The 25,811-nt window shown below is 37.9% G+C and carries 21 protein-coding genes; 5 read left to right on the top strand and 16 right to left on the bottom strand.

Features of this window, described 5'->3' with window-relative positions; all coding sequences use genetic code 11:
* Positions 1-93 precede the first annotated feature (93 nt).
* Complete coding sequence (locus tag H2677_RS10440) at positions 94-720, bottom strand: superoxide dismutase (protein WP_004963006.1); 627 nt, start codon at positions 718-720, stop codon at positions 94-96.
* Between the two features lie 144 nt (positions 721-864).
* On the bottom strand, positions 865-1,623 hold the full coding sequence (locus tag H2677_RS10435; protein WP_212638495.1) for a Nif3-like dinuclear metal center hexameric protein: 759 nt from the start codon (positions 1,621-1,623) through the stop codon (positions 865-867).
* Between the two features lie 189 nt (positions 1,624-1,812).
* Between H2677_RS10435 and H2677_RS10430 the strand changes: the two genes are divergently transcribed.
* Positions 1,813-2,991, top strand: a complete 1,179-nt coding sequence (locus H2677_RS10430; RefSeq protein WP_039047493.1) for a trypsin-like peptidase domain-containing protein — start codon at positions 1,813-1,815, stop codon at positions 2,989-2,991.
* A gap of 232 nt (positions 2,992-3,223) precedes the next feature.
* Here the strand turns inward: H2677_RS10430 and H2677_RS10425 are convergent, their stop codons facing one another.
* From H2677_RS10425 to map, 4 genes are all read right to left on the bottom strand, one after another.
* The gene (locus tag H2677_RS10425; protein ID WP_212638494.1) at positions 3,224-4,438 is read right to left on the bottom strand and encodes an alginate export family protein; all 1,215 of its coding nucleotides are present in this window, start codon (positions 4,436-4,438) and stop codon (positions 3,224-3,226) included.
* Between the two features lie 75 nt (positions 4,439-4,513).
* A complete protein-coding gene (locus H2677_RS10420) occupies positions 4,514-5,860 on the bottom strand; it encodes an MFS transporter (protein ID WP_004682636.1) in 1,347 nt (448 codons plus the stop codon).
* Between the two features lie 393 nt (positions 5,861-6,253).
* Entirely contained in the window at positions 6,254-7,378 is a 1,125-nt protein-coding gene (locus tag H2677_RS10415; RefSeq protein WP_212638493.1) for an OmpW/AlkL family protein, read from the bottom strand.
* 194 nt (positions 7,379-7,572) lie between these two features.
* Positions 7,573-8,397, bottom strand: coding sequence for a type I methionyl aminopeptidase (gene map, locus H2677_RS10410; protein ID WP_004912307.1), 825 nt, complete (start codon positions 8,395-8,397; stop codon positions 7,573-7,575).
* A gap of 223 nt (positions 8,398-8,620) precedes the next feature.
* Between map and rpsB the strand changes: the two genes are divergently transcribed.
* Both rpsB and tsf read left to right on the top strand, forming a co-directional pair.
* Entirely contained in the window at positions 8,621-9,373 is a 753-nt protein-coding gene (rpsB, locus tag H2677_RS10405) for a 30S ribosomal protein S2 (protein ID WP_004912304.1), read from the top strand.
* A gap of 137 nt (positions 9,374-9,510) precedes the next feature.
* A complete protein-coding gene (gene tsf, locus H2677_RS10400) occupies positions 9,511-10,389 on the top strand; it encodes a translation elongation factor Ts (protein ID WP_004955180.1) in 879 nt (292 codons plus the stop codon).
* 63 nt (positions 10,390-10,452) lie between these two features.
* On the opposite strand, the gene H2677_RS10395 is transcribed toward tsf, so the two are convergent.
* The 8 genes from H2677_RS10395 to gloB all read right to left on the bottom strand — a co-directional run bounded on the left by H2677_RS10395 (position 10,453) and on the right by gloB (position 21,810).
* Positions 10,453-11,694 carry a multifunctional CCA addition/repair protein gene (locus H2677_RS10395; protein WP_212638492.1) on the bottom strand — a complete coding sequence of 414 codons (1,242 nt, stop codon included), beginning with the start codon at positions 11,692-11,694 and terminating at the stop codon, positions 10,453-10,455.
* Between the two features lie 94 nt (positions 11,695-11,788).
* Complete coding sequence (locus tag H2677_RS10390; RefSeq protein ID WP_004912297.1) at positions 11,789-14,059, bottom strand: NADP-dependent malic enzyme; 2,271 nt, start codon at positions 14,057-14,059, stop codon at positions 11,789-11,791.
* A 189-nt stretch (positions 14,060-14,248) separates the two neighbouring features.
* Positions 14,249-17,125: a bifunctional diguanylate cyclase/phosphodiesterase gene (locus H2677_RS10385; RefSeq protein ID WP_212638491.1), complete on the bottom strand. Its 2,877-nt coding sequence runs from the start codon at positions 17,123-17,125 to the stop codon at positions 14,249-14,251.
* Between the two features lie 116 nt (positions 17,126-17,241).
* The gene (locus tag H2677_RS10380) at positions 17,242-17,961 is read right to left on the bottom strand and encodes a 16S rRNA (uracil(1498)-N(3))-methyltransferase (protein ID WP_212638490.1); all 720 of its coding nucleotides are present in this window, start codon (positions 17,959-17,961) and stop codon (positions 17,242-17,244) included.
* Between the two features lie 22 nt (positions 17,962-17,983).
* The gene (gene metF / locus H2677_RS10375) at positions 17,984-18,820 is read right to left on the bottom strand and encodes a methylenetetrahydrofolate reductase [NAD(P)H] (RefSeq protein WP_129263326.1); all 837 of its coding nucleotides are present in this window, start codon (positions 18,818-18,820) and stop codon (positions 17,984-17,986) included.
* Between the two features lie 74 nt (positions 18,821-18,894).
* Positions 18,895-20,277, bottom strand: a complete 1,383-nt coding sequence (ahcY, locus tag H2677_RS10370; RefSeq protein ID WP_212638489.1) for an adenosylhomocysteinase — start codon at positions 20,275-20,277, stop codon at positions 18,895-18,897.
* A 298-nt stretch (positions 20,278-20,575) separates the two neighbouring features.
* A complete protein-coding gene (locus H2677_RS10365) occupies positions 20,576-20,782 on the bottom strand; it encodes a hypothetical protein (RefSeq protein WP_004676939.1) in 207 nt (68 codons plus the stop codon).
* Positions 20,783-21,078: 296 nt separating this feature from the next.
* Positions 21,079-21,810: a hydroxyacylglutathione hydrolase gene (gene gloB, locus H2677_RS10360; protein WP_212638488.1), complete on the bottom strand. Its 732-nt coding sequence runs from the start codon at positions 21,808-21,810 to the stop codon at positions 21,079-21,081.
* Positions 21,811-22,178: 368 nt separating this feature from the next.
* Between gloB and H2677_RS10355 the strand changes: the two genes are divergently transcribed.
* Positions 22,179-23,165: a hypothetical protein gene (locus H2677_RS10355; protein WP_212638487.1), complete on the top strand. Its 987-nt coding sequence runs from the start codon at positions 22,179-22,181 to the stop codon at positions 23,163-23,165.
* Positions 23,159-24,028: an arginase family protein gene (locus H2677_RS10350; protein WP_212639606.1), complete on the top strand. Its 870-nt coding sequence runs from the start codon at positions 23,159-23,161 to the stop codon at positions 24,026-24,028. Before H2677_RS10355 ends, H2677_RS10350 begins: the two co-directional genes overlap by 7 nt.
* Before the next feature lie 56 nt (positions 24,029-24,084).
* Here the strand turns inward: H2677_RS10350 and H2677_RS10345 are convergent, their stop codons facing one another.
* Both H2677_RS10345 and H2677_RS10340 read right to left on the bottom strand, forming a co-directional pair.
* Entirely contained in the window at positions 24,085-24,780 is a 696-nt protein-coding gene (locus H2677_RS10345) for a methionine ABC transporter permease (RefSeq protein ID WP_212638486.1), read from the bottom strand.
* The gene (locus H2677_RS10340) at positions 24,777-25,802 is read right to left on the bottom strand and encodes a methionine ABC transporter ATP-binding protein (RefSeq protein WP_004912274.1); all 1,026 of its coding nucleotides are present in this window, start codon (positions 25,800-25,802) and stop codon (positions 24,777-24,779) included. Before H2677_RS10340 ends, H2677_RS10345 begins: the two co-directional genes overlap by 4 nt.
* Positions 25,803-25,811 lie beyond the last annotated feature (9 nt).

Genomic DNA, 25,811 nt, shown 5'->3' with positions numbered 1-25,811 from the left:
AAAATGAATTGTTTGCTTGATAATTATTCTTTTATGATTGGATAAATAAAAAAACTGCCCGAGATGGGCAGTTTTTACGCAAGAAATAAAAAATTATTTCTCTACACCAGCTGGCTGACCAGCTAATTTAGCGTTAGCGTAGTCCCAGTTCACTAAGCTTTCTAAGAAAGTAGCAATGTATTTTGGACGTAAGTTACGGAAATCGATGTAGTAAGCATGTTCCCATACGTCAATTGTTAATACTGCAACTTGACCGTGTGCAAGTGGAGTATCTGCGTTTGAAGTTTTAGTAATTGATAATTTACCGTTAACTTCATCAGCAACTAACCAAGCCCAACCTGAACCGAATTGAGTTGTTGCAGCAGCAGTGAATTCTTCTGCAAATTTTTCATAGCTACCAAAAGCTTCTTCGATTTTCGCAGCGATCGCGCCAGTTGGTTTACCACCACCGTTTGGCTTCATGCTGTTCCAGTAGAATGTATGGTTCCATACTTGAGCAGCATTGTTGAAGATACCTGCTTTAGAAGCATCACCAGCAGATGCTTTGATGATCTCTTCTAAAGATTTACCTTCAAGGTCTGTGCCTTTGATCAAGTTGTTTAAGTTAACAACATAAGTATTGTGATGTTTATCGTGATGGTATTCTAAAGTTTCGCGAGTAATATGCGGAGCTAAATCATCATAGCCATATGGAAGTGCAGGTAAAGTAATGGTTGTCATGTTCCAATCCTTGCAATTGCTTGGTTTTACGTTAAGTGGCTCTATTGTAAATGATTCCAAACACAATAGGGCAGTCTTTTAAAGAACGATATACAATAAAGGTTCAATTAAAAACGATAAATGAAATCGGATTATTCAATTTAATTAAATCGGGTTGTTTAACTCAAAATAATGTGTTTCTACTGAAAATTGTGTTGCGATTGCCTTAGCTAAACGTTGAACGCCATAACGTTCTGTTGCATGGTGACCGCATGCAAAATAATGGACGTTTTGCTCTTTTGCTTCGTAGAAAGTACGTTCGCTGACTTCACCAGATATGTATGCATCACAATTGGCTTCAGCTGCTTTTGCAATGAAGTCTTGAGCGCCTCCAGTACAAAAACCTACCTTGTGAATAGTGTTCTTGCTGCAAGGTAAATGGAGAATATTAAAATCAAAAATATTTTTTAACTTTTCTTGGAACTGTTCAGTGCTTAATGGACTTTCTAGGTAGCCAATATTGCCAATTGGATGCTTTTCAAATGGATCCAAAGCTTCCAAATGGTTTAAACCAATTAAATCTGCAATTGCGGCATTATTACCAAGCGTGGGATGTGAATCCAAAGGTAAATGGTAAGCCACTAAAGAGATATTATTTTGGATTAATTTTTTAATTCGATTTCCACGCATTCCTGTGATTGGATATGGTTCGCCCTTCCAAAAGTAACCATGATGTACGAGCAAAACATCTGCATTTTGCTCAATTGCTGCATCAATTGCGTCTTCAGATGCTGTGACAGCGCAAAGAATTTTATTAACTTCAGTTCGACCTTCAATTTGTAAGCCGTTAGGAGCATAGTCTTTAAATTCGTTGGTTTTTAAAGTTTGATTACACCATTGCACAATTTCATGCAAATTAGCCATGCTTATCCTCAGATTGTTAACACGCTCATTGTGAATAATAAAAACATATTTTTAAATGTAACTAAAGCTAGACAAAACTTTTTTAACTTTTGCATTGATTTTAAGGTATTTACTTTACAATGATAGAAATTTCTAGTTCATCAATATTTTACTTACTCATAAACTAATTTCGCCTAGAGGATAATAGACGTGCGCCGTGCATTTACATGGTTACCTTGGGTATTACTCATTCTTGTTATATTTAGTTTTCTGGCTTGGCAGAGATTTCATCAACCTAAACCAACAGTTGCAGCTGATGGTGTAAAAATGCCTGCTGAAAAAGTTGAACCTCTGATTGATACGACACGAGCTGGTGGCGTTGTTTCATATAGTGCTGCAGTTAAAGTTGCTGCACCTGCTGTAGTCAATATTTTTACTACACAAAAAGTGAAACAGTTGAATCACCCATTGCTCAATGATCCTGTATTTCGTGAGTTTTTTGGTAATCAGGTGCCACAACAACCACAGAATGAAAATAGTTTAGGTTCTGGAGTAATCGTTCGTGCAGACGGTTATATTCTGACGAATAATCATGTGATCGCTCAGGCTGAACATATTGTGGTTGCTTTGCACGATGGTCGTCGTGCAGAAGCGAAAGTGATCGGCACTGACCCTGATACAGATCTAGCTGTGATCAAGATTGAGTTGGATAAGCTTCCTGTATTGCCATTCAAATTGAGTGGTAATGAAGTCGGTGATGTCGTTCTCGCAATTGGCAATCCATTTGGTGTAGGGCAAACCGTGACTCAAGGGATTATCTCTGCAACTGGTCGTTCTGATCTTGGTATTAATACCTACGAAGACTTTATTCAAACAGATGCTGCAATTAACCCAGGTAACTCAGGCGGTGCATTAATTGATGTTGCTGGTAATTTAATCGGTGTAAATACCGCTATTTTCTCGCAATCAGGTGGATCACTTGGAATTGGTTTTGCGATTCCTGCAAATGTCTGCCAACAAGTTCTAAATTCAATTTTGAAAGATGGGCGTGTTGTGCGTGGTTGGTTAGGTATTAGCTTAATTCCGAACACTGTCGAGCAAGATGTATTAGCAGCCAAATCTGTAGGTGTTGTTGTTGCAGATGTTTTACGTGGTGGACCAGCGGATGAAGCAGGGGTGAAGCGTAATGATAAAATTATTCAAGTGAATAATGAGCAGATTACATCCGCATCTCACTTAATTAATTATGTTGCATTACAAGCACCTGAAAGCATCATTAATGTGATCGTTGAGCGTGATGGAAAACAACAAACGCTGCAAGTGAAAGTTGGTGAGCGAAAAGTTCAACAAAATGCTCAGTCACAGTACATACCATTACCAAAACGTTAATCAAAGAAAAAAGCTTGCTGAAGGTCAATCAGCAAGCTTTTTAGTTTTTTTAAGCTTTTTTATTTTTTATTTAACCAGTCAATTCTTATATTTTGATGACAGTTTTTTGATGCTTTGATGACATTTCATCGCAACTTAACCTTTTCAATTTCTGCACCTTGGTTAATAAAGTGAGTCAAATGAAATGATTAAGTGCATTCAATTTCACGGGATTAAAGTGAATGGTTGTTGATCAATATTTATAATCGACCTGTAACCATAATTTTTGTGTATCAACACCAAAATCATTTGCTTGATAGTCTGAATATTTTGCTAGAGCAGATAAACCTTTGATTGGTAGGGTATGGCTATAAGAAATTGAATATTCTTGACCGTAATCAATATTCTTTTCCTCGCTTCGATATTGATGCAATTCCGTACCCAGTTTCCCTTTGCTGAAAATATTAAAGTTAGATGTGATGTACAAGTCTTTCAAACCATTGGCAGGCGTCGTTAAGAACATATCCGTCCAACCATTAAATTTATGTTTGGTTGCTAATGGTGTTTGGAATGCAATTTTTCCATCATCACTACCAAGAACTTCATAACCAATCGAAATGTCCCCAATAGTTGTTGATTGACTCGATATATTGTAACCCAGCTCAAGAGCATAATAGTCAGCATCATAATCTGTTGGTTGGTCTGCATATTCTGTTTGATTTGCATATTCTGCTGAATATTTGAAGTCATTTTTCTTACCTGTCACTCTCAAACCATAGGTTTGATTTGACCATGCAGCAAGATCTTCAAAGTCCATCAAATAACCATAAACCACGGCATTTAAAAGAGGGGTGTAATTCATTTTGGCTTGAATCAAATGAATTTTACTTTCTTGTTTGCTCGCTTGGGCTTGAATGAACTTAGGTTCAGGTTCTTCACTACCAAAAATTGTATTAACTTGATCAATATATGAATAAAATAATCCAAATTCTTTGCAAGGTTTATAGTTCACACTTACAGCGTCAAAGGTTTGGTCATTCTGTCTCCAAGCAACTGCACCTACAAAACGTTGGTTATCTAAATTAATTGTTTGACGACCTACGGTTAAATCAAAATTAGGGTTGTAAACATATTTAAAATACGCTTGATTGAGTTGCAAGTTTTCAGCATCAGGAACAGTGCTGTATTGAGTTTGACTATTTCGAGTACTATTAAATTCATCATTAATCTCGACTGTACCTTCACCTTGAACGAATGCACTTAGACCGTACCATGAGCCAGTTTGGATTGTAGGACGAATACGTAATGTCCATGCATCTGCATTTTTGAGCGTATTATCTTGATCAACAAGCTCGTAACGTAAGCGAGTATCTAAGCTAAGTTTTGTTTGAGAGAAAAAATCATCTGATGCTGAAGTAAGGGTAGATAAACATGCAAGCGTGATTAATGAATACGAAAATTTATTCATCGCAGTATCCTTTATAAAGTATTTGAATTTGGAGAGAGGGAGGATGAGAAAGCCTCATCCTCTAAAAGTATGCATTTAGGTTGTTAAATTACGCTCAAGCAAAGCTTGTTCATATAATTCTTTTTCTTTGTCTTTGTGTTCAACTGAGAAGCGAATGAGAACGACAGTGAATGCAGCTACAGTCACAAGGCATCCCAAAATCATCAAACAAGTTTGAACATCAAGTAAGCCTTTTAATAAGAAACCTGCTGCGACTGCACCCACATTTCCGCCTGCACCAATAATACCTGCTACGCCACCAAGAGCATTACGATCAATAAATGGTACTAAGGCATATGTCGCACCGCATGACATGTGTGTAAATAATGCAAACACAGTCATCGTGATGATTGCCAAACCAATTGTATTCATTTGAGAGAATAAAATGAGGAACAAGCCTTCAAGTAAAATCAGGATGAATAAAACTTTTGTACGACCATCTAATCCTTTAGTAAGTGCCACTTTATCCGATACGATACCACCAAGTGCACGAGCGAATAGTGCGAGAAGACCAAAGATACCCGCAGTTAAACCTGCTTCTTTTAAACCCATGTTGAAGTGGTCGACGTAGTACATTGCTGCAATGTTATGAATGAAGATTTCGATACCGAAACATGCTGCATAAGAGACAAATAGGATCCAAACGCGGTAGTTACGTGCTGCCTGCATTAAAATCGCCATTCCACCTTTTTTACCGCTACCAACTTCGACACCGTTCGCACGTAATTCTTTGAAATCACCTTGTGGACAGTCTTGAGTAAGTTTCCAATACAGTACACCAACAATCACCATCATAATGCCAGGTACAAGCAGTGCAATTCTCCAGCCCATTGCTTGTTCTACACCAAACATCACAATTGCACCGAGAATTAACGGCATGATTGCTTGTGTTGCACCGCCACCTGCATTTCCCCAACCCGCAGATGCTGCATTTGCTGTACCGACAACGTTAGGCGCAAACATAACGCTGGTATGGTATTGAGTGATAACGAAGCTCGCACCAATTGCACCAATTAAAAGGCGGAAGAAGAGGAACGATTCATAGGTATTTGCTGCTGCAACACCAAATACTGGGATACTGCCCAAGATTAATAATGCAGTGTATGTTTTACGAGGTCCGTACTTATCGCAAAGTGGACCAACGATTAGGCGAATCAGAATAGTGATGGCAACAGCCGCAATATTGATATTTGCAATCTGATCTTTGGTTAAATTAAATTCCCCTTTAATGACTGGCATTAATGGCGCACATGCAAACCATGCGAAGAAACACACGAAAAATGCAAGCCATGTCATATGGAAGGCGCGCATCGCAGGAGTGGAAAAGCTGAATAATTTTATTTCAGTCGCTTTTTTTGCATCTAAATTCATATTTGAAGACATAGCCTTCTCCTGAACTGAACGTTATTAATTTTTTGCTTCGCAATATTTGCGAGAGCACATCGAACAGAACGGACATCGTTGGCCGTCAACAAAAAATTTTGTGAATCTACGTTGATTCATCATGAAGGATATATAGCAAGTGTCATGCCAGAAATTATTTTCAACCAAATGAATAATTTAAAGTTATAATTAATAAAATTTTTATAATTAAAATCTATTGTGTTTTTTGTTTAGGTAAAAAATAGCGCAATCTTATGTATGAGTTATGTTTAATTCTATTATCAGAAATTGCACTGAAATGGCTTTTTTTGTGTGCGCAATTATTCTTCATAATGTTTTAAAACATGGCGAAAATAAAAAAGCAGCCGAAGCTGCTCTTATACGTAACTCATCTTAGAATCGATAACCGACTCCGACATAAGTGATAAGTGGATCAATATCAATTTTGGTATTAGCTCGAATAAGCTCTTTACCTGTATTTTTATCAGTTACGTAAATTCTGGCTTCATTATTCATTTTTGAATATGAAACAGAACCAACAGCAAACCAATTTGGATTAAAGTCATACGTTGCTCCTAAAGTTACGATAGGGGCAAAAGTATCTGTTGCTTCGAGTTTAACAATAGGATCAGCTGAGGATGTTTTTCCATCCAATGCTGCACCTGCTTGTCCATCGTGAATATTTTGAATCATGTGACCTGCTTTGATGAGATCAGACTCAATACCAGAATTCATTTTTAAGTCATTAAAATAGGCATACATCACGCCTGCACCGACATAAGGACGAAATTTATTTACTCCAGATTTTCCAAACTGATAGTGTAGTTCAACGGCAGGTAACCACGCCCGTGCTGTTGCTGCTTTACCACCTTGTGTCAGATCAGTGATATGAATGTCTTGTTTTAAAGGGATATCACCGCCAACTTGAGCGATAGCATTACCTATGATTCCTCCGATAATTGAACCATCTTTTAATGGTGTAGCTTTCCCTGAAAGGGGAGCGTAAATATCACCTTTACCTTGAATATTTACTTTAGGCGGAATACCTGCTTTTATCTCTAAAGAAAGGTTATCGGAAAAATGATAATTCATCATTATACCAACGGTATCGACATTATCTGCTTCTAGTCCAGTACTTTGACTCTGCCAATGAGATAAACCATTAATTTCCGCTGTGCCAGCTAATGATGGAGGAAGGGTATCTGTAGATTTATCGATTATACTTATAATATTATGCCAAAATTTACCAGCAGATTTGCTTTGATCAATTGCTTCTAATACTGTACTAGTAGACACCTCTCCAACCTTAGATGATGTTCCTTCAGCTACGCTGGTATTGATATTGACTGGATTGGCACTTCCTTGAGGCATAGCATGTAACCAACCTGCGGAAATGGAAAAGCGTTTAAAACCATCACCATCTTTTAGACTAAAATAAGATGATTCAGCAAAACTAACAGTAGGTAATAGGCTAGCAACTCCTAAACTTAGGGAAAGGTAAAGCTTGTGTTTTTTCATCAGAAGGACTCCATGTCCGATTTATTGAAACTTTTTATTCTCAAAAGATAGCGTTTTTTACTAAATAGTTTGTTTAGTTAAAATTTATAATTGTTATTCTTATGAATGTTTTTTGTTTAATTCAATTAACTAATTACTTTTTTAAAAGCATAAAAAAAGCTACCGAAGTAGCTTAAATGAAACAAAGAAATCGCTTACATGAAGCGAGATAAATCTTCTTCTGGACGAGCGGTAAGGACTTCAATACCAGTTTGAGTTACTAAAATAGTATGTTCATATTGTGCGGACAACTTATGATCTTTTGTGACAACAGTCCATTTATCACCTAATAATTTTGTTTGCCAAACACCAGCGTTCACCATTGGTTCAATGGTGAAGGTCATACCAGCCTCTAAACGCATTCCTGTACCTTTTTGGCCGTAGTGTAGAACTTGTGGTTCATCATGGAACACATTTCCAATACCATGACCACAATATTCTCGAACTACGCTAAAACGCTCAGACTCAACATATTGTTGAATTGCATGTCCGATATCACCTAAATAAGAACCATCACGTACAGTCGCCATACCACGATACATAGCTTCTTGTGCAACCTGACACAAACGGTTTGCCAAAATAGACGTCTCACCACCTACGATATACATCATATTGGTATCGCCGTGATAACCGTCTTTGATTACTGTGACATCAATATTTAGAATATCGCCGTTTTTTAAAATTTTATTTTCAGATGGAATACCATGACAAACGACATGGTTAACAGATGTGCAAATTGAATGTTGAAATGCAGGTCGACCTGGAGCTGCACCATAACCTACACAAGCAGGAATAGCATCTTGTACATTTTCAATATGATTGCGACAGATTGTATCGAGTTCTAAAGTACTCACTCCCGCTTTAATATGCGGTTTAATCATGTCTAAAACTTCAGCCGCCAATTTCCCCGCGATGCGCATTTTTTCAATTTCATCGGGAGTTTTGATTAATCGACGAGGAGCTGTATAAGTCGTGTTCATGATCTCTAAAAACTTTTGGTAATTCGCAAGCGTCTATGGTATAAATAGCCGCCTATTTTATCAAATGCTTTTCGTGACTATTTTCTAAATAAGAAGTGGTTCGAAAAATTGATAAGTAGTTATACAAAATCCGCACATATATCGTCACATTACTCTGGGTGCCTAGCAATAGGTGGAGAATGCGGATATATGGAGGCCTAACCCAAACTTTAAGGTAAAGAAAATGGCAGATTACAACGTAAGCATGCGCGACCTTCTTCAAGCAGGCGCACACTTTGGTCACCAAACTCGTTTCTGGAACCCAAAAATGCGTCAATACATTTTTGGCGCGCGTAACAAAATTCACATCATCAACCTTGAGCACACTGTTCCTGCGTTAAATGATGCATTGAACTTCGTTAACAACTTGGCGAGCAAAAAGAACAAAGTATTATTCGTTGGTACGAAACGTGCTGCTTCTAACATCATCCGTGAACAAGCTCAACGTGCTGGTCAACCATATGTAGATCACCGTTGGTTAGGTGGTATGTTGACGAACTGGAAAACTCTTCGCCAATCTATCAACCGTTTAAAAGATCTTCAAACTCAATCTCAAGATGGTACTTTTGCTAAGCTTACTAAACGTGAAGCTTTAGAGCGTACTCGTGAGATGGACAAGCTTGAACGTGCTTTAGGCGGCGTTAAGAACATGGGTGGTTTACCTGACGCATTATTTGTAATCGATGTTGACCACGAAGCGATTGCAATCAAAGAAGCTAAAAACTTAGGTATTCCTGTAATCGGTATCGTTGATACAAACTCAAACCCAGATAACGTAGATTACGTTATTCCTGGTAACGATGATGCGATCCGTGCAGTAACGTTATACGCTTCAGCTATGGCTGACGCTATCATTGCTGGTAAAGAATACGCTCAATCACAAGCGAACGCTCAAGCAAAAGGCGATGACGCTGCGAAAGACGCTTCTGAGGCTTAATGCGTTTTGACGCAAGCTTGTCATTTTTGCGACATGTAATGGTGGCAAATTAAAGCGTCGAGATTGCAAACGGTCCAGAGTTTCTTTGGGCCGTTTTTGTTGAACAGATTTATTTTCTACCGATTTAGGAGATCAACATGACTGCAATTACTGCAAGCATGGTAAAAGAATTACGTGACCGTACTGGTCTTGCAATGATGGAATGCAAAAAAGCATTAACAGAAGCAAACGGCGACATCGAACTTGCAATTGATAACCTTCGTAAATCAGGTCAAGCAAAAGCAGCTAAAAAAGCTGGTAACATTGCTGCTGATGGTGCGATCACGATCATTCAAAACGGTAACAAAGCGATTCTTGTTGAAGTTAACTGTCAAACTGACTTCGTTGCTAAAGACGACAACTTCAAAAACTTCTCTGACAAAGTTGCTACAGCTGCACTTGCTGCTGGTGAAACTGATGCAGCAAAAATTGCTGAACTTAAGCTTGAAGACGGTGCTACTGTAGAAGAAGCTCGTGTTGCGCTTGTTCAAAAAATCGGTGAAAACATCCAAGTTCGTCGTGCACAAATCGTTGAAGGCGAAAACTTAGCTGTTTACAAGCACGGTTTAAAAATCGGTGTTGTTGTTTCTTATACAGGTGATGCAGACACTGGTAAAGGTATTGCAATGCACGTTGCTGCGTTCAACCCAGTTGCAGTGAATGCTGAAGCTGTTCCAGCTGACTTAATCGCTAAAGAGAAAGAAATTGCTGAAGCGAAAGCGTTAGAATCTGGCAAGCCAGCAAACATCGTTGAGAAAATGGTAACTGGTTCAGTAGAAAAATACTTGAACGAAGTTGCTCTTGATCGTCAAATGTATGTTATCGACAACGACAAGAAAGTTGCTGATGTATTAAAAGCAACTGGTACAGTTGTAGCTCAATTCGTTCGTTTCGAAGTAGGCGAAGGTATTGAGAAGAAAGCTGAAATGAGCTTTGCTGATGAAGTTGCTGCTGCTCAAGCTGCTGCTGCTCAATAATTTTTATTGAATCAGTAAAATAAAAAAACCCAGTCACTTTTGACTGGGTTTTTTTATGCAAAATTATGATGCAGATGATGGCTCATCATGCTGTTCTTTAAATTTAGCCAAAGCATCAATGCGATATTGAATCAACATTTCACCTATTTCAACACCTTGAATATCTGGCGGTAAATCTTGAGCACGTATTTTTCTCACAATTTCCATCGCATCTAAGATGTATTGGGCTTGTGGATAGGGGCGATTCTCTAAACCTAAACGACCTTTGGCATCACATTCACATGCCTGTACAAATGCCTGAACTTTCTCAGGTTTGCGTAATACATCTAAACGTTGTAATAAGCGCCATAGCGTGCCAGGTTTAAGGTTTTTGGCTTGGTGACATTTTAAATGTTCTTTACAAACGATAAGTGCCAAATTCTTGAGCTGTGTAGGGACTTTTAAGCGATCAGAAATATCACCAACAGGTTTTAAACCTCTTTCTTCATGCATAATATGCTTTGGTAATTCCTCAGCAGGTGTGAGCGCCTTTCCTAAATCATGTACCAGTACTGCATAACGAACGTCTAGGGCGTAATTTGCTAAACAAGCTTGTCTTAATGACATTAATGTATGAATACCACAGTCAATTTCTGGGTGGAATTCGGGGCGTTGTGGGACACCAAATAATGCATCTATCTCAGGAAACAAAACTTTGAGAGCATTACAGTCTTTGAGCGTTTGAAAGTACACATCGGCATGATCTTCCATCAATGCACGAGAGGTTTCTTTCCAAACCCGTTCAGGTGTTAGTGCATCTAATTCACCAGAATTTGTGATTTCACTCATTAGGTTTAATGTTTCTTCAGCAATCTTAAATCCGTAAGCTGTATAACGTGCAGCAAATCTTGCAACGCGTAAAACACGGAGTGGATCTTCAATAAAAGCATCTGAGACATGACGAAGAATTTTTTGGTTAAGGTCATCTTGACCACCATATGGGTCATAAATGTTTCCATTTTCATCCATTGCCATTGCATTAATGGTGAGATCACGACGTATTAAATCTTCTTCTAATTTGACTGTTTTATCGGTGTGAAATTGAAATCCATGATATCCCACGCCAGACTTACGTTCTGTACGCGCGAGGGCATATTCTTCTTTTGTTTTTGGATGAAGAAATACAGGAAAGTCTTTACCTACAGGTTGAAATCCATCTGCGAGTAATTGTTCGGGTGTTGCTCCGACCACCACGTAATCTTTTTCGTGATAGGGGTGCCCAAGTAAATGATCTCTGACAGCACCGCCTACTAAATAAACTTGCATAAAAAACCTCTATTCTTCACACAATCATGCAACAGAATAGAGGTTTTCTCAAGTATTAAGCGAAGCTTTTCTCGAAAAGCTTCGCTTAAGATAATCAGTTTTGACTTTGTTGAATTTCTGCAACCGTCAATGCTGTCATATTAACTAAACGACGTGTTGTTGCCGTTGGGGTTAAAATATGAACAGGCTTAGCAGCACCTAATAAAATAGGACCAATAGTAACGTTGTTACCAGAAGTTGCTTTTAAGAGGTTAAATGAAATATTCGCTGCATCAAGATTAGGCATGATCAAAAGATTTGCTGAACCTTTAAAACGTGAGTTCGGGAATGCAAAATGACGAATATTGTCATCTAATGCTGCATCACCATGCATTTCGCCTTCAACTTCAAGCTCAGGAGCTTGTTCTGAAAGCAAGCGGAATACTTCACGCATCTTTTGAGCGCTTGGATCAAACTGATCACTACCAAAACTAGAGTGAGAAAGTAGAGCAACACGAGGTGTCATACCAAAGCGACGAACTTCTTCAGCAGCTAAAATTGTCATTTCAGCAAGCTGTTCAGCAGTAGGGTTAGTATTTACATAGGTATCAGCAATAAATAAGTTGCGATCTTCAAGCATAAGCGCATTTAAAGTAAAGAATGTACTACGACCTTCTTTTAGTCCAATGACATTTTTAACGAAGTCTAAATGGATATCGTAGCTTGAATATGTACCACATAACATACCATCTGCTTTGCCAAACTTCACCATCAACGCTGCGATTAGTGTTGAGCGACGACGTGCTTCACGCTGAGCATACTCAACTGTTACACCTTTGCGCTGCATCGTTTGATAATAGTCTTTCCAGAACTCTTCATATAAAGGGTTTTGTTCTTGATCTGCGATTTCAATGTTTACGCCATGTTGTAAGCGTAAGCCTAATTTCTTGATATTCGCTTCGATCACAGTTGTACGACCAATCAAAATTGGTTTAGCAAGACCTTCATCAACAACGATTTGTACTGCACGTAATACGCGTTCGTCTTCACCTTCAGCATAAGCAATGCGTTTAGGATCAGATTTAGCTTGAGAGAAAATAGGCTTCATCAAGAATGCTGAGTTGTATACAAACTCAGAAAGACGTTGTCGGTAAGCTGAGAAATCTTCGATAGGACGAGTCGCTACACCTGAATCCATCGCTGCTTTAGCTACCGCTGGCGCAATTTCAAGAATCAAGCGTTGATCAAGTGGGCGAGGAATTAAATAATTACGACCAAAAGATGCTGATTTCTCACCATACGTTGCAGCATCCGCTTCAACATGAGCCATGCGAGCGATTGCATGTACACATGCGATCTTCATTTCCTCATTAATTGTAGTTGCACCGACGTCTAGTGCACCACGGAAGATATATGGGAAACAAAGCGCGTTGTTTACTTGGTTAGGATAGTCTGAACGACCAGTTGCCATAATGACATCAGGACGAACTTCATGTGCGTGCTCAGGTAAAATTTCCGGATCTGGGTTAGCTAAAGCAAAGATAATTGGGTTTTCAGCCATTTCTTTAACCATTTCTTTGGTTAAAATACCAGCTGCTGAAAGACCTAAGAACATATCAGCGCCAGCCATTACTTCATGTAATTGCGTTGCTTGAATGTCTTGTACATAACGTTTCTTTGATTCATCTAGACCATCACGTGAAGTTGTAAGCAAACCACGAGAGTCAGCTACGATGATATTTTGTTTATTTACACCGAGTGCACACAATAAATCTAAACAAGAGAGGGCAGCTGCACCCGCACCTGAAGCGACAATTTTAATATCTTCGATTTTTTTATTTACGATTTGCAATGCATTTAGAAGTGCAGAACCAACAATAATACTTGTACCGTGTTGGTCATCATGGAACACAGGAATTTTCATGCGTTCGCGTAATTTTTTCTCGATATAGAAACATTCAGGTGCTTTGATATCTTCTAGATTGATACCACCAAATGTTGGTTCAAGAGATGCCACGATATCGACGATTTTATCTGGATCATTTTCAGCGATTTCGATGTCGAAAACATCAACGCCAGCAAACTTCTTGAATAAAACGCCTTTACCTTCCATTACAGGTTTAGAGGCAAGAGGACCAATATTACCTAAACCAAGCACGGCCGTACCATTACTCACGACTGCGACTAGGTTTCCGCGAGCTGTGTATTTCGCAGCAGCAGAAGGGTCACGTTCGATTTCCAAACATGGAGCAGCAACACCAGGAGAATATGCAAGCGCTAAATCTCGTTGGTTAACGAGCTGCTTGCTAGGTGTCACACTGATTTTTCCTGGAGTTGGAAATTCATGGTAATACAAAGCGGCTTGTTTTAAAGATTGATCGTCCATCTGAGTCTCGATTGTTCCGATAATAATCAGGATATATGTCTGATTATTATATTAAGATAAGTGCACAAGAATATAGCACTAGTTCACGCATTCGCCCAGTCAAAATAGCTTATTTTCACTGAACGTATATGCTTATTGACAATTTATTTTTTGATCAAAATAAACATTCAAAAAGCTCGAATTGTAACGTTATATGGAATATCTCGCGGTTGACATTCTCATGTGTTGTTGCAAGTAGTCTGTAGCATGCGAAGCAGTTAAAGGTTTTGCAAATAAGTAACCCTGTAATATGTCACAATTTTGTCGCTTCAAGTAGTCACGTTGCTGTTCAGTTTCTACACCTTCAGCAACAACTTTTAAGCCAATGGTTTTACCCATGGCAATCATGGCATTAACTATCGCATCTTGCTTTGGATCACCAATTTTTGAAATGAATGCACGGTCAATTTTTAAAATGTCAATTGGATATTCGGTTAGGTAGGCGAGTGAAGAATAACCAGTCCCGAAGTCATCTAATGCAATTGAAATATTGCGTTCTTTGAGTGCACAAAGCACCATTTTTACGTTTTCAGTATTTTCTAAAAACGCAGATTCAGTGATTTCTAATTCAAGATTTTCCCCACCAATTGAGTATTGATCTAACACAGCATCAATATCTTGAAGCAATTGTCCCCGCAAGATTTGTTGAGCAACAATGTTTACAGCAACGTGTATGTGGACAAAGCCAAGTTTTTGCCAAACTTGAAGTTGACGTGCCGCTTCATAAAGTACAAAACGACCAATATCAGAAATTAGACTTGTACTTTCAGCAAGTGGAATAAAGATATCAGGCATGATTAAGCCTTTTGTTGGATGCTTCCAACGAATCAGAGCTTCAAAACCTGTAATATTGGAATTTTGAGTATTTATTTTTGGTTGGTAATACACCACAAGTTCTTTATTTTGAATTGCTTTTCTTAGATCAAGTTCCAAATCCGTATGTTTAGCCACAAAGTTTGTGCGTTCGCTTGAGTAATAACGGATGGTATTTCCACCTAAACGTTTGGCTTCTGTGAGTGCTTGTTCTGCATGAGTATTTAAATTATCTACTTGGCGTCCATGTTCAGGGTAAATTGCAACACCAATCGAAATACTAACCACATGTTCTTGATCGGCAATGTAGAAAGGTTTGCTAAAGGCTTCCACGATATTATTGCAAATTTGATGAATTGGAGGGTGCAAAGGGGACATTTCATAGATGATTGCAAAATCATCAGCACTTAAATGAGCGACCAATAATGCATCTATATTGCTGATTCGTAGGCGTTGTGCAACTTGTTTTAAAAGCTCATTACCAGCTTGATTACTTAATAATTCATTTAATGCACGGAATCGATCTATATTTAAGCGAATGACGGCTAGATGCTGAATCGATGCTTCATTTACTAAGTATTGATGGAGTTGTTGATGGTAATAAAAGCGATTTGGTAGATCAGTTAAAGTGTCATAATTGGTTAAATATGATAAGCGTTGTTCTTGGTGTTTACGTTCACTTTGATCTGAAACGATACCGATATAATTTAATACTCGATCAGACTCATCTTTAACTGCATTGATGTGTATCCAAAGAAAACAAGATTTTTCAGATAGATAAGTTTCTTGGAACTCTCCTTCATATTCAAATTCTTCATGTAAAGTATCGAGAATAGAGAGATGAAAATTTAAGTGATGTTGTTTCGTCTGTTTGGTGATTTCGAATAAATGTTTATTCAAAATATATTGTTTGTCTAAACCAGTAAGTTGTTCATATTTTGGATTGACTTCAAGATAGTTAAAGTTTTCATCTAGAATAAAAATACCTTCAGATGCTTGTTCAAAAACACTTGCGGCTAATTTTAGTCGTTCTTGATCTTTCTTTTCTTGATTAATGTCTCGATGAATACCAACCATTCTTAGTGGAGTACCGTCTTTTGGATTTCGCTGAATCACCTGACCAACATCATGAATCCAACTCCAATCACCATTCGAACGTTTTATTCTGAAGGTTTCTTCATAACGTTTGGTTTGACCACACAAATGACTATATATCGTATTTTTTACACGTTCAGCATCATCAGGATGAACGATTTTACTCAATAGTTCGTAATGATTCTCTGAATTGCGTGTCACTTCTTTTTGGTGAGAATTTGTTACACCAACCGTATTCTTTTCAAGATTCCATTCCCATGGACGGATTCCAGCAGTTTCATGCGCAAATGCTAAATTTTGACGATGCTCTTCGAGTCGCTCATTCATCTTAGTAAGATCGTATGTCCGTTCACGTACTTTCTGTTCCAATAAATGGTTGTTGAATTGCAGTTGTGCCTCGATATCTTTAGATTTATTTACTTCTCGCTGCAATTGTTGGCATAGCTCTTCAGTCCATTGGTTATGTTGTTCTGCAACATCTATCAGTTGCTTATTTTTTTCAAGGACTTGAAAGAAACGTTTATGAATTTTGAACGTTGCATGTGCACATAATAAAGTTGCAACAAAAGAAAAATAATAGGCTACATAAAACAAAGTATGTTCTTGGTCTCTGTTTATAATCTGAGAAAGAACAAGAGGGAAAACACTAGGAATAAAAAACAAGAAAAAATAACGAATATGCTGAGTTAAAAAGGTCAGCGAAATAATGTGTGATGAAGTGAGGAGTAGTGCAGTTAATGTGAGAATGTGAGAATGTGAGAGATGGGGAACATCTTTAATAAGCAGTTGGCTAATAACCACACTGCCTACACCCAGTAAGCTACCTATAGAAAGACAAATCAGTTGAAAAGTCAGATTGGTTTTTTTAGCATGACGAACAGATGTGTAATGTTTAAGCGAGAAGTTGCAGATAATTAAAAAAATACTTAATACAATTAGTGAACTTATCGTCCAAATAGAGAAGATGTTTAAATCAAATGAATAGAAAAAACCGAATAAAAAATAATCGATTAAAATAATGAAGATTACGCTTACAACAAATAGACGTATATGGTTAGGATAATTAATCTGATCCGTATATATAAATTGTGGCAAATTTTTTTCCAGAACCCCTGACATATAAAGAATAATCCTTTTCGTTTTTTATCAGTGTTCACAGTCTTTATTTTTTTGTAAACACTATAGAGTTTTGTTTTAAATTAACGCTAAAGACAACTGAAAGCAAATGAAATGAATCAATTGCTAGCAAAGTGATAATTTAAAATTGATAAAGCCACGACCGGAGCTGTTTCTGTCCTTAGAACACGATCTCCGATACACCAATTTACAAAGCCATGTTGATTCGATAGCCCAATTTCTGATTCACTCAGACCACCTTCTGGGCCGATCAATAAAGCGAGTTCTGGTTGTGCATCTAGTAATACATTTTTCTGATCTTTGTTCGGCGCCATTACAAAACGCGATATTGGCAGATCTGTTTGAATCCATTCCTCGATTGAAATTGGAGCTAAAACTTTAGGCACAATATTCATTCCACATTGTTCACAGGCTGCGACTGCAACTGATTGCCAATGGTCTAATTTCTTTTGATCACGGTCATATTTAAGACGCATTTCACAACGATCACTGGTTAATAATTGAATCGTTGTCACACCAAGTTCAGTTGCTTTTTGAATCGCATAATCCATGCGATCACCTTTGCTCATCACTTGACCCAAAATCACCTTGAATGGTGCAGTTCGATCGATTTCTTCAAAATGATCAACAGATACGAAAGCATTTTTCTTGTTAATTTCAGTTAGCGTTACACGATATTCACCACCATTTCCATTAAAAAAGATGGCTTGTTCTTGCACTTTCGCACGAAGTACACGAACCCAATGATGAAATACTGACTCAGTTAATTCAATCGTGTTGCCAGTATTTAGTTCAGTTTCGATATAAAAACGATTCATGCTTGGGTCGTGCTCGTAGAAATTAGTTTAAACCTAAATCAACAACAAGTTGTCGGGTTGGTTCAGTTTGGTTCATTGAGTAAAAATGTAGCGTAGGTGCTCCACCAGCAATTAAACGTTCACAAAGGTTAACGATGACCTCGTGACCAAATGCTTTAATGCTTGCGCTGTCATCACCATAAGCTGCAAGTTGCTTGCGAATCCAACGTGGGATTTCTGCACCTGTACCATCCGCAAAACGAATCAAGTTGCTTGCATTTGTGATCGGCATAATACCCGGTGCGATAGGAATATTAATTCCTAATTTCGCTAAGCGTTCGATGAAATAGAAATATGCATCAGGATTAAAGAAGAATTGGGTAATACCTGCATTTGCACCTGCTTGTACTTTTTCGACGAAACGTTGGATGTCTGCATCAAAACTTTCAGCTTGTGGATGCATTTCAGGATACGCAGCAACTTCGATATGAAAGTGATCACCTGAATGTTCACGTATGAATCGAACTAAGTCTTGAGCATACGGAAGTTCACCTAAGCCAACCTGACCAGAAGGCAAGTCACCTCTTAGTGCAACGATGCGGTCAATTCCTTGTGATTTGTAAAGATCAAGAAGTTCAGCAATACGTGCTTTGTCGTCACCAATACAAGAAAGGTGAGGTGCAACTGGTGTGCCCTTACCATTAAAATCATTAATCGCTGCTAAAGTACGTTCACGGGTTGAGCCACCAGCACCATAAGTAATAGAAAAAAACTCAGGGTTGAGAAGTTGTAACTCTTGATGAACAACACGTAATTTTTCTGCACCAGCATCAGTTTTCGGTGGGAAAAACTCGAAAGAAATAGGCACTCGTTTCGTCATTTCAAATCCTTTTATAAATTACTGAGAAGATTTTATAAAAAAGGGCAGTCCGTGAAACGTCTGCCCTAATTCTCTTAGTATTTATAAGCGTCAGATTTGAATGGACCTTCAACAGGTACACCAAGATAATCAGCTTGAACTTGAGTTAATTGAGTTACTATACCACCAAAGCCTGCAACCATTGCCGCTGCGACTTCTTCATCTAATTTCTTAGGAAGAACTTCAACACGAATCGCCGCTTGCTTTTGATCAGCTGGTAAATCTGCAAATTTCTCAGCGAAAAGATGCATTTGTGCGAGCACTTGGTTTGCAAAAGAACCATCCATAACGCGTGATGGGTGACCTGTTGCATTTCCAAGGTTCACTAAACGACCTTCAGATAAAAGGATGAGATAGTTATTTTCATCTTCTGAGCGGTACACTTGGTGAACTTGAGGCTTCACTTCAACCCATTTATAACCACGTAAGTATGCCGTGTCGATTTCAGTATCAAAGTGACCAATGTTACATACCACAGCGCCAGCTTTTAAGCTGTCTAACATTGCTGAATCACACACGTGGTAATTACCAGTAGTTGTGACAACAAGGTCGGTATTTGATAACAAGTCTTGGTTAATGTCTTCTTTCTTGCCAGTTTGAACGCCATTTTTATATGGAGAAACAACCTCGTAACCATCCATACATGCTTGCATTGCACAGATAGGATCTACTTCTGTCACACGAACAATCATGCCTTCTTGACGTAAAGACTGAGCTGAACCTTTACCTACATCGCCATAACCAATCACTAAAGCGCGGCGACCAGAAAGTAACATATCAGTTGCACGTTTGATTGCATCATTTAATGAGTGACGGCAACCATATTTGTTGTCGTTTTTAGACTTAGTAATCGAGTCATTAACGTTGATTGCAGGAACTTTAAGAGAACCATCTTTCCACATTTCCAACAAACGTTGTACACCTGTTGTGGTCTCTTCAGTAATACCGTGGATGCGCTCTAAAAGAGCAGGGTATTTGTCATGAACAAGTGCAGTCAAGTCACCGCCATCGTCCAAAATCATGTTGGCATCCCAAGGCTTGCCGTTCACATTGATTTGTTGTTCTAAGCACCACACATATTCTTCTTCAGTTTCGCCTTTCCAAGCAAAAACAGGAATACCACGAGCAGCAATTGCAGCAGCAGCATGGTCTTGTGTTGAGAAGATGTTACATGAAGTCCAACGAACTTCCGCACCGAGTTCAATCAAAGTTTCAATAAGAACTGCTGTCTGGATTGTCATATGAATACAACCCAAAATTTTAGCGCCAGCAAGTGGTTTAGCAGCTGCATAACGCTTACGTAAGCCGATCAAAGCTGGCATTTCTGCTTCAGCAAGTTTGATCTCTTTACGACCGTAGTCAGCAAGGGAAATATCAGCAACTTTATAATCTGTAAATGAAGCATTCACCGCGTTCATCAGGATCTCCTAGAAAAAATAGTATTGATCATTCAGTTCGCGGATGCCGTTGTTGGTTAAAACGAATGTTTAACCGATCGTCGAGCCTGGCATGTGATTTATAGTCATAAATCAAATGTCGCAGCATCCCTCGACTAGGACATTATAATACTTGGAAAACTGTTTTGTTCCAATGTTATTTTTTCGAGAGATGGTTATAAAGTGAGAGATTGAAATTAAAAAAGCAAAGTTTGATTAGGTCTCTTTTATGCTTTAGGGTTTCATGTCCGTTTGAAACCCTAAATAATTAGTATGAACATTATGCTTTTAAATGGTCTTCAAATTCTTCACCGAGTTGCATTGCTAAAGCATTTCCTGATAAGTCACCTGTAACCAAGCCGTATTCTTTTTTAAAACTGAAAGTGAACCCGCGATTGTCTGCTAAATTTTTCACCGAATAACCTAATTTTTCTAACCAAATACGGAAAGCCAATAAATTTTTTGCTTTAACAACTCTGTTTTTCATAACCAGTACTCCTTGTGAATCATTATTCATTAATAGGGGTTGATGAATTTTTTTTAAAGGGGGATTGCATATATTTATTTTTCTAGATGTAAATAATGTAAAACTAGAGTAAATTTTTAATACTAATTTTTGAGAATTTAAAAATAAATAATTGTATTATATTGAAAAAATAAATTATTGAAGTGATATTTGATAAGCTGAAAAGCAATAAATCTGTGAAAATATATGTAAAAAATAATTTCATTTTCCACAATGTGGCTAGGTAGGAAAATGAAATTATTGATTAACCTAAAATTTTAAAATTGATCTTTAAGACTGCGAATGCGGGCAAACTCTTCAGCATTTTCTGTGCGTAAAAATGGATTAGTTTCTAGCTCAAGTTCTATTGTAGAGGGTAGAGTGATTTGATCTGATTCTCTTAGCATTTTGACTTGCTCGAAACGTTCTTGAAGAGCAACATTGTGAGGTTCTATGGTTAACGCAAATTCAGCATTCGAAAGTGTATATTCATGAGTACAATATACTTTTGTCTGAATAGGCAAAGCTGCCAATCTATTTAATGAATGATACATTTGCTCAGCAGTACCTTCAAATAAGCGACCGCATCCCATTGCAAACAAAGTATCTCCACAAAACAAAGAATCTATTTCTTCAATAAAATAAGTGATATGACCTAAAGTATGCCCAGGAGTTGCAATCACTTCAATTTTTAAATCATTAAAGAAAAAATGATAATCATGCTGTAAAGGGTTTGAAATATAGGGAATTTTACTGAGCTCATCGCGCGGACCATAAACCAAGATGTTTTGCTCAGCCAACAAGCCTTCTACGCCATTTGTATGGTCTGGATGCCAATGCGTCAGCCAAATTTGTTTAAGGTGTAATTGATGTGTTTCACAAAAATCCGTGACTAGTTTCGCTTCTGTTGGATCTACAACAATCACTTCATTTGTACGTGTATCTTCTAACAACCAAATGTAATTTTTTAGGTTGTTTTTAACATCGATAACGTGGATTTTGTATTGCATAAACCATCCCTAAACAGTTATTAAAATAACTTTTGTAGATCAATCAGAAAATCATTACTTAACAGTGTAAGTCCAAATTGTGACAAGTGCAAAAGCATGAACAGCTTATCAAGTGACTTATTGACCTTTCACGTCATTATATGACCTATCTAATCTAGGGTTGTATTTAAGGTTGACAAGTGTAGTAAATTGCATGAATATGAGATCAGAAGTCTTTATAAGATCATGATTTTTATGGGGCTTTGACAAAGAGCGGAAACTCGATATTTGAATAATAAACTCGAGCTAATATATCTAAATAAATAATTATGAATATATGAAAGGGATGAAGTGGTGCTTGTGGGATATAAGAAGAATGAGGGGGTACTATGTCTGAATTAGTTGATCATGAAGTTGTCACTATTTTTAAAAAATATTTGCATCCCTTATCAGCAAAACTCACTGAAATGTTGAATGAACATTTCAGCCATCAAACTGAAAGACGGGGATGTGGTTATACACAAGCCACACGGGTAATAGCGGAGTTTGTTTCACAACCACGTGATTTAATTGGCTTTCAAGACTTACGCATTTTTGATGACTACGATACCAAAGCACTAAGAAATATTTTAAATCAATCTTCGTCATATGGTTTGGAGTTATCTACATGGCGCAATTTGGATCAAAATCCACAAGTGATTGAGAGTTTAACTCGTTTGAATCCCCAAGAAACATTTACCCAAAACCTACAACAAGAATATGATTTTCAATCGAAATTAAGAACACTACATCAATATGCAGAGTTAGAAGAAAGTATACTGATATGTCAGTTACTTGCAGATATTATTCTTCCACAAGATTCAACAGTCTTAGATATGATCGAATGTCTTGCGCTGACCGAGAAGCCTAAAGTAGGTTCCTGTCCTATGGCGGAGAAGTTCTTTTTAAGAATTGCACATCATCGACTTCTTAGACAAGGCGAGATAAATATTTTTGTAGATGCACATGATCAACCGATAATGATGGAAAAAATGAATATGGGTGATAATCATTCCTGTATCAGTTTAGTTCCTTTGATCATGAATGGTGTACGGTTACCAGCAGGGAGTTTGTTTTCTGCGCAATATGAGATAGAGAACTTAGAAAAATCAAAGAATAAGCAATATAAAGGCTATGTGATTCCGATTTCTCAGATGAATGGTTTTTGGTTTTTAAGACTGACGACATTAGCTGTATCTCCTCAAAATCGAGCGCGCGCCTTTGGTTATCATTTCAAGCAACAAGTCGATAATGGGCTATTTAGACCTGATTCAACTGAATTGAGTCAATTGATGGAAATTGCTCGAGATCAGTTATGCGTAGAGCATCCATGCTAAAAGCTTGTTATTCACCTCGATATTACGCAAAGACACATACTAACAGTATGGAGAAGCTTTCAGCTGTGGCGGAGGTCTTGCACCAGCAACAAATGGTAGAATTTGTTGATCCTGGAATAATAGATGTTGAGATTTTAAAAAAGTTACACAACCCTCAGTTTGTTGACGCCTTTGTAACAGGTGAAAGTTCTTTCGCAACTATCCAAGGATTTAAACCGTGGAATGAACAATTGCGTGATGCAATTTTGTCAGTGCAAGCAGGACAGTTGGTTGCTGCTGAGATCGCTTTTAAAGAGGGTGTGGCAGCCAATATCGCCCAAGGTTTTCATCATGCTAGTTATGAGTCGGGTGCTGCATATTGTACTTTTAATGGTCTAGCATTGGTGGCAAAACAATATCCAGAAAAGCGCATTTTTATTTTGGATTGTGACCAACACGGTGGTGATGGTACTGCCATTTTTACTAACCGCATGAGTAATCTTGTGAATTTTGGAATTTTTGGGATTCGATTTGGTTGTAAAGCTGGTGAGCGTAGTCTGACGCGCTATATACATCCTAAACAAGGGAATTTTGATTTATATCGTGAAGCTGTATATGAGGCATTTCAATACGCTTCACGTTGGGAAGCAGACTTAATTATTTATCAAGCAGGGATGGATTGCCATCAGCATGATAAGTATGGGTCTAAATGGTTTACGACAGAATTGTTATATGCTCGAGACTATTTGGTTTTTGATATGGCAAAAAAAATGAAAATCCCAATTTTGTTTGTTTTGGCTGGTGGATATCAACAATTAGAGGATTTGGTACCATTACATGTAAATACCTTCAAGGCTGCAAATGAGATTTACTATCCTATGTAAATAAAAAACTCTCAAAATAAACTAAGATCATTTTGAGAGTTTTTTGATGTTTTAACTTATCGAAGTTTAGCTAACCAGTCACCAAAAGATTGAACGAATTGAACTAAAAGCAATAGCACGATCACGGTTAAGATGACCACGCTAGTATCAAAGCGTTGATAACCGTATGAAATCGCTAAATCACCAATACCGCCCGCACCAACTGCACCTGCCATCGCCGTTGCGCCAATTAAAGAAATTGTGCCAGTGGTTAAGTTAAGAATAAGGGAGCTACGTGCTTCAGGAATGATAAACTTGAAAATAATTTGCCAAGGTGAAGCTCCCATTGCTTGTGCAGATTCAACAATCCCTTCGTTCACTTCAAGCAAAGATGTTTCGATGAGACGACCTAAATATGGTCCTACATAAATCGTTAGAGGTACGATCGCAGCCCATGTCCCAATTGATGTGCCGACTAACAGTTTAGTCAATGGGATAACAGCAATCAGTAAAATAATAAAGGGCAAAGAGCGGAGTGCGTTTACGATGGGGTTTATGGCATAGTAAATTGCTTTATTCTGCAAAATACCACCTGTACGCGTAACAACAAAAGTTATGCCTTGAATGAATCCCCAAATGCAGCCAAACAATAGGGCGAAGAAAACCATTTGAAATGTTTCTTGCAAAGCTGTAACAAACTGGTCGATTGTTAAAGCACTTTTCCAAAAAGGAGCTGTCACTTCAGTGAGCCACTGAACAATTAAATCTCTCATTGACTGACTCCTGATTGCTCAACTTTTACACCTTGACCCTCAAGAAATTTGATTGCTTCCTGAATGATGAGTTGATCGCCCAAAAGTTGAATAAACATTTGTCCGATTACAGTGCCATTAATTTCAGTCATGTTTGCAAAAAGAATATTTAAGCTGATATCGAATTTTTTAATGACGGCTTGAATAACAGTTTCTTGGGCTGATGTGCCGAGAAATTGCAAGCTATAGATACTATTGTGATTTTGATGTTCTAAATTATCTAAAATATTAATCGGCAATTGCTGTTGTAAAACAGTCTGAATAAAGGTTTTGGTTGTGGGATGTTGAGGCTGACTGAAAATATCTAAAGTTGGACCAGTTTCAATCACTTTGCCCGCTTCCATGACCGCAACATAATCGCAAACAGATTCAATTACATCCATTTCATGGGTCACCATAACAATCGTAATATTCTGCTCTTTATTAATCTTCTTTAATAATGCTAGTACTGATTTTGTGGTTTGAGGATCTAGAGCGGAAGTTGCCTCATCGCAAAGCAGGATTTTAGGATGATTGGCAAGTGCACGTGCAATACCCACGCGTTGCTTTTGACCGCCAGACAACTCATCTGGATATGCATCTTTCTTATGTTTTAGATCAATAAAGTCTAACAGCTCATTCAAACGCTTTTCACGTTCAACTTTGCTATGACCCAGTAATTTTAGTGGCATCTCAATATTTTCAGATACTGTCTTGGTCTGTAACAAATTGAAATGCTGGAAGATCATGCCAATATTTGCACGTTCTTGACGAAGGCTACGGGCATCTAAAGCCGTAAAATCAGTCTGATTGATAATGACTTGACCTTGAGTAGGGCGTTCAAGCAGATTAATCAAACGTATTAGCGTACTTTTCCCCGCACCACTATACCCAATAATGCCAAATATACTGCCTTCTGGAATCTCTAAATTAATTTGATCCAGAGCGTTGATCGTTTGACCTTTTAGCTGGTAATGCTTTGAAATATTTTTAAATTGGATCATATCGTCAAT

Source organism: Acinetobacter junii (genome assembly GCF_018336855.1).
Taxonomy (GTDB): Bacteria; Pseudomonadota; Gammaproteobacteria; order Pseudomonadales; family Moraxellaceae; genus Acinetobacter; species Acinetobacter junii.
This window is presented reverse-complemented; position numbering and strand designations above follow the sequence as displayed.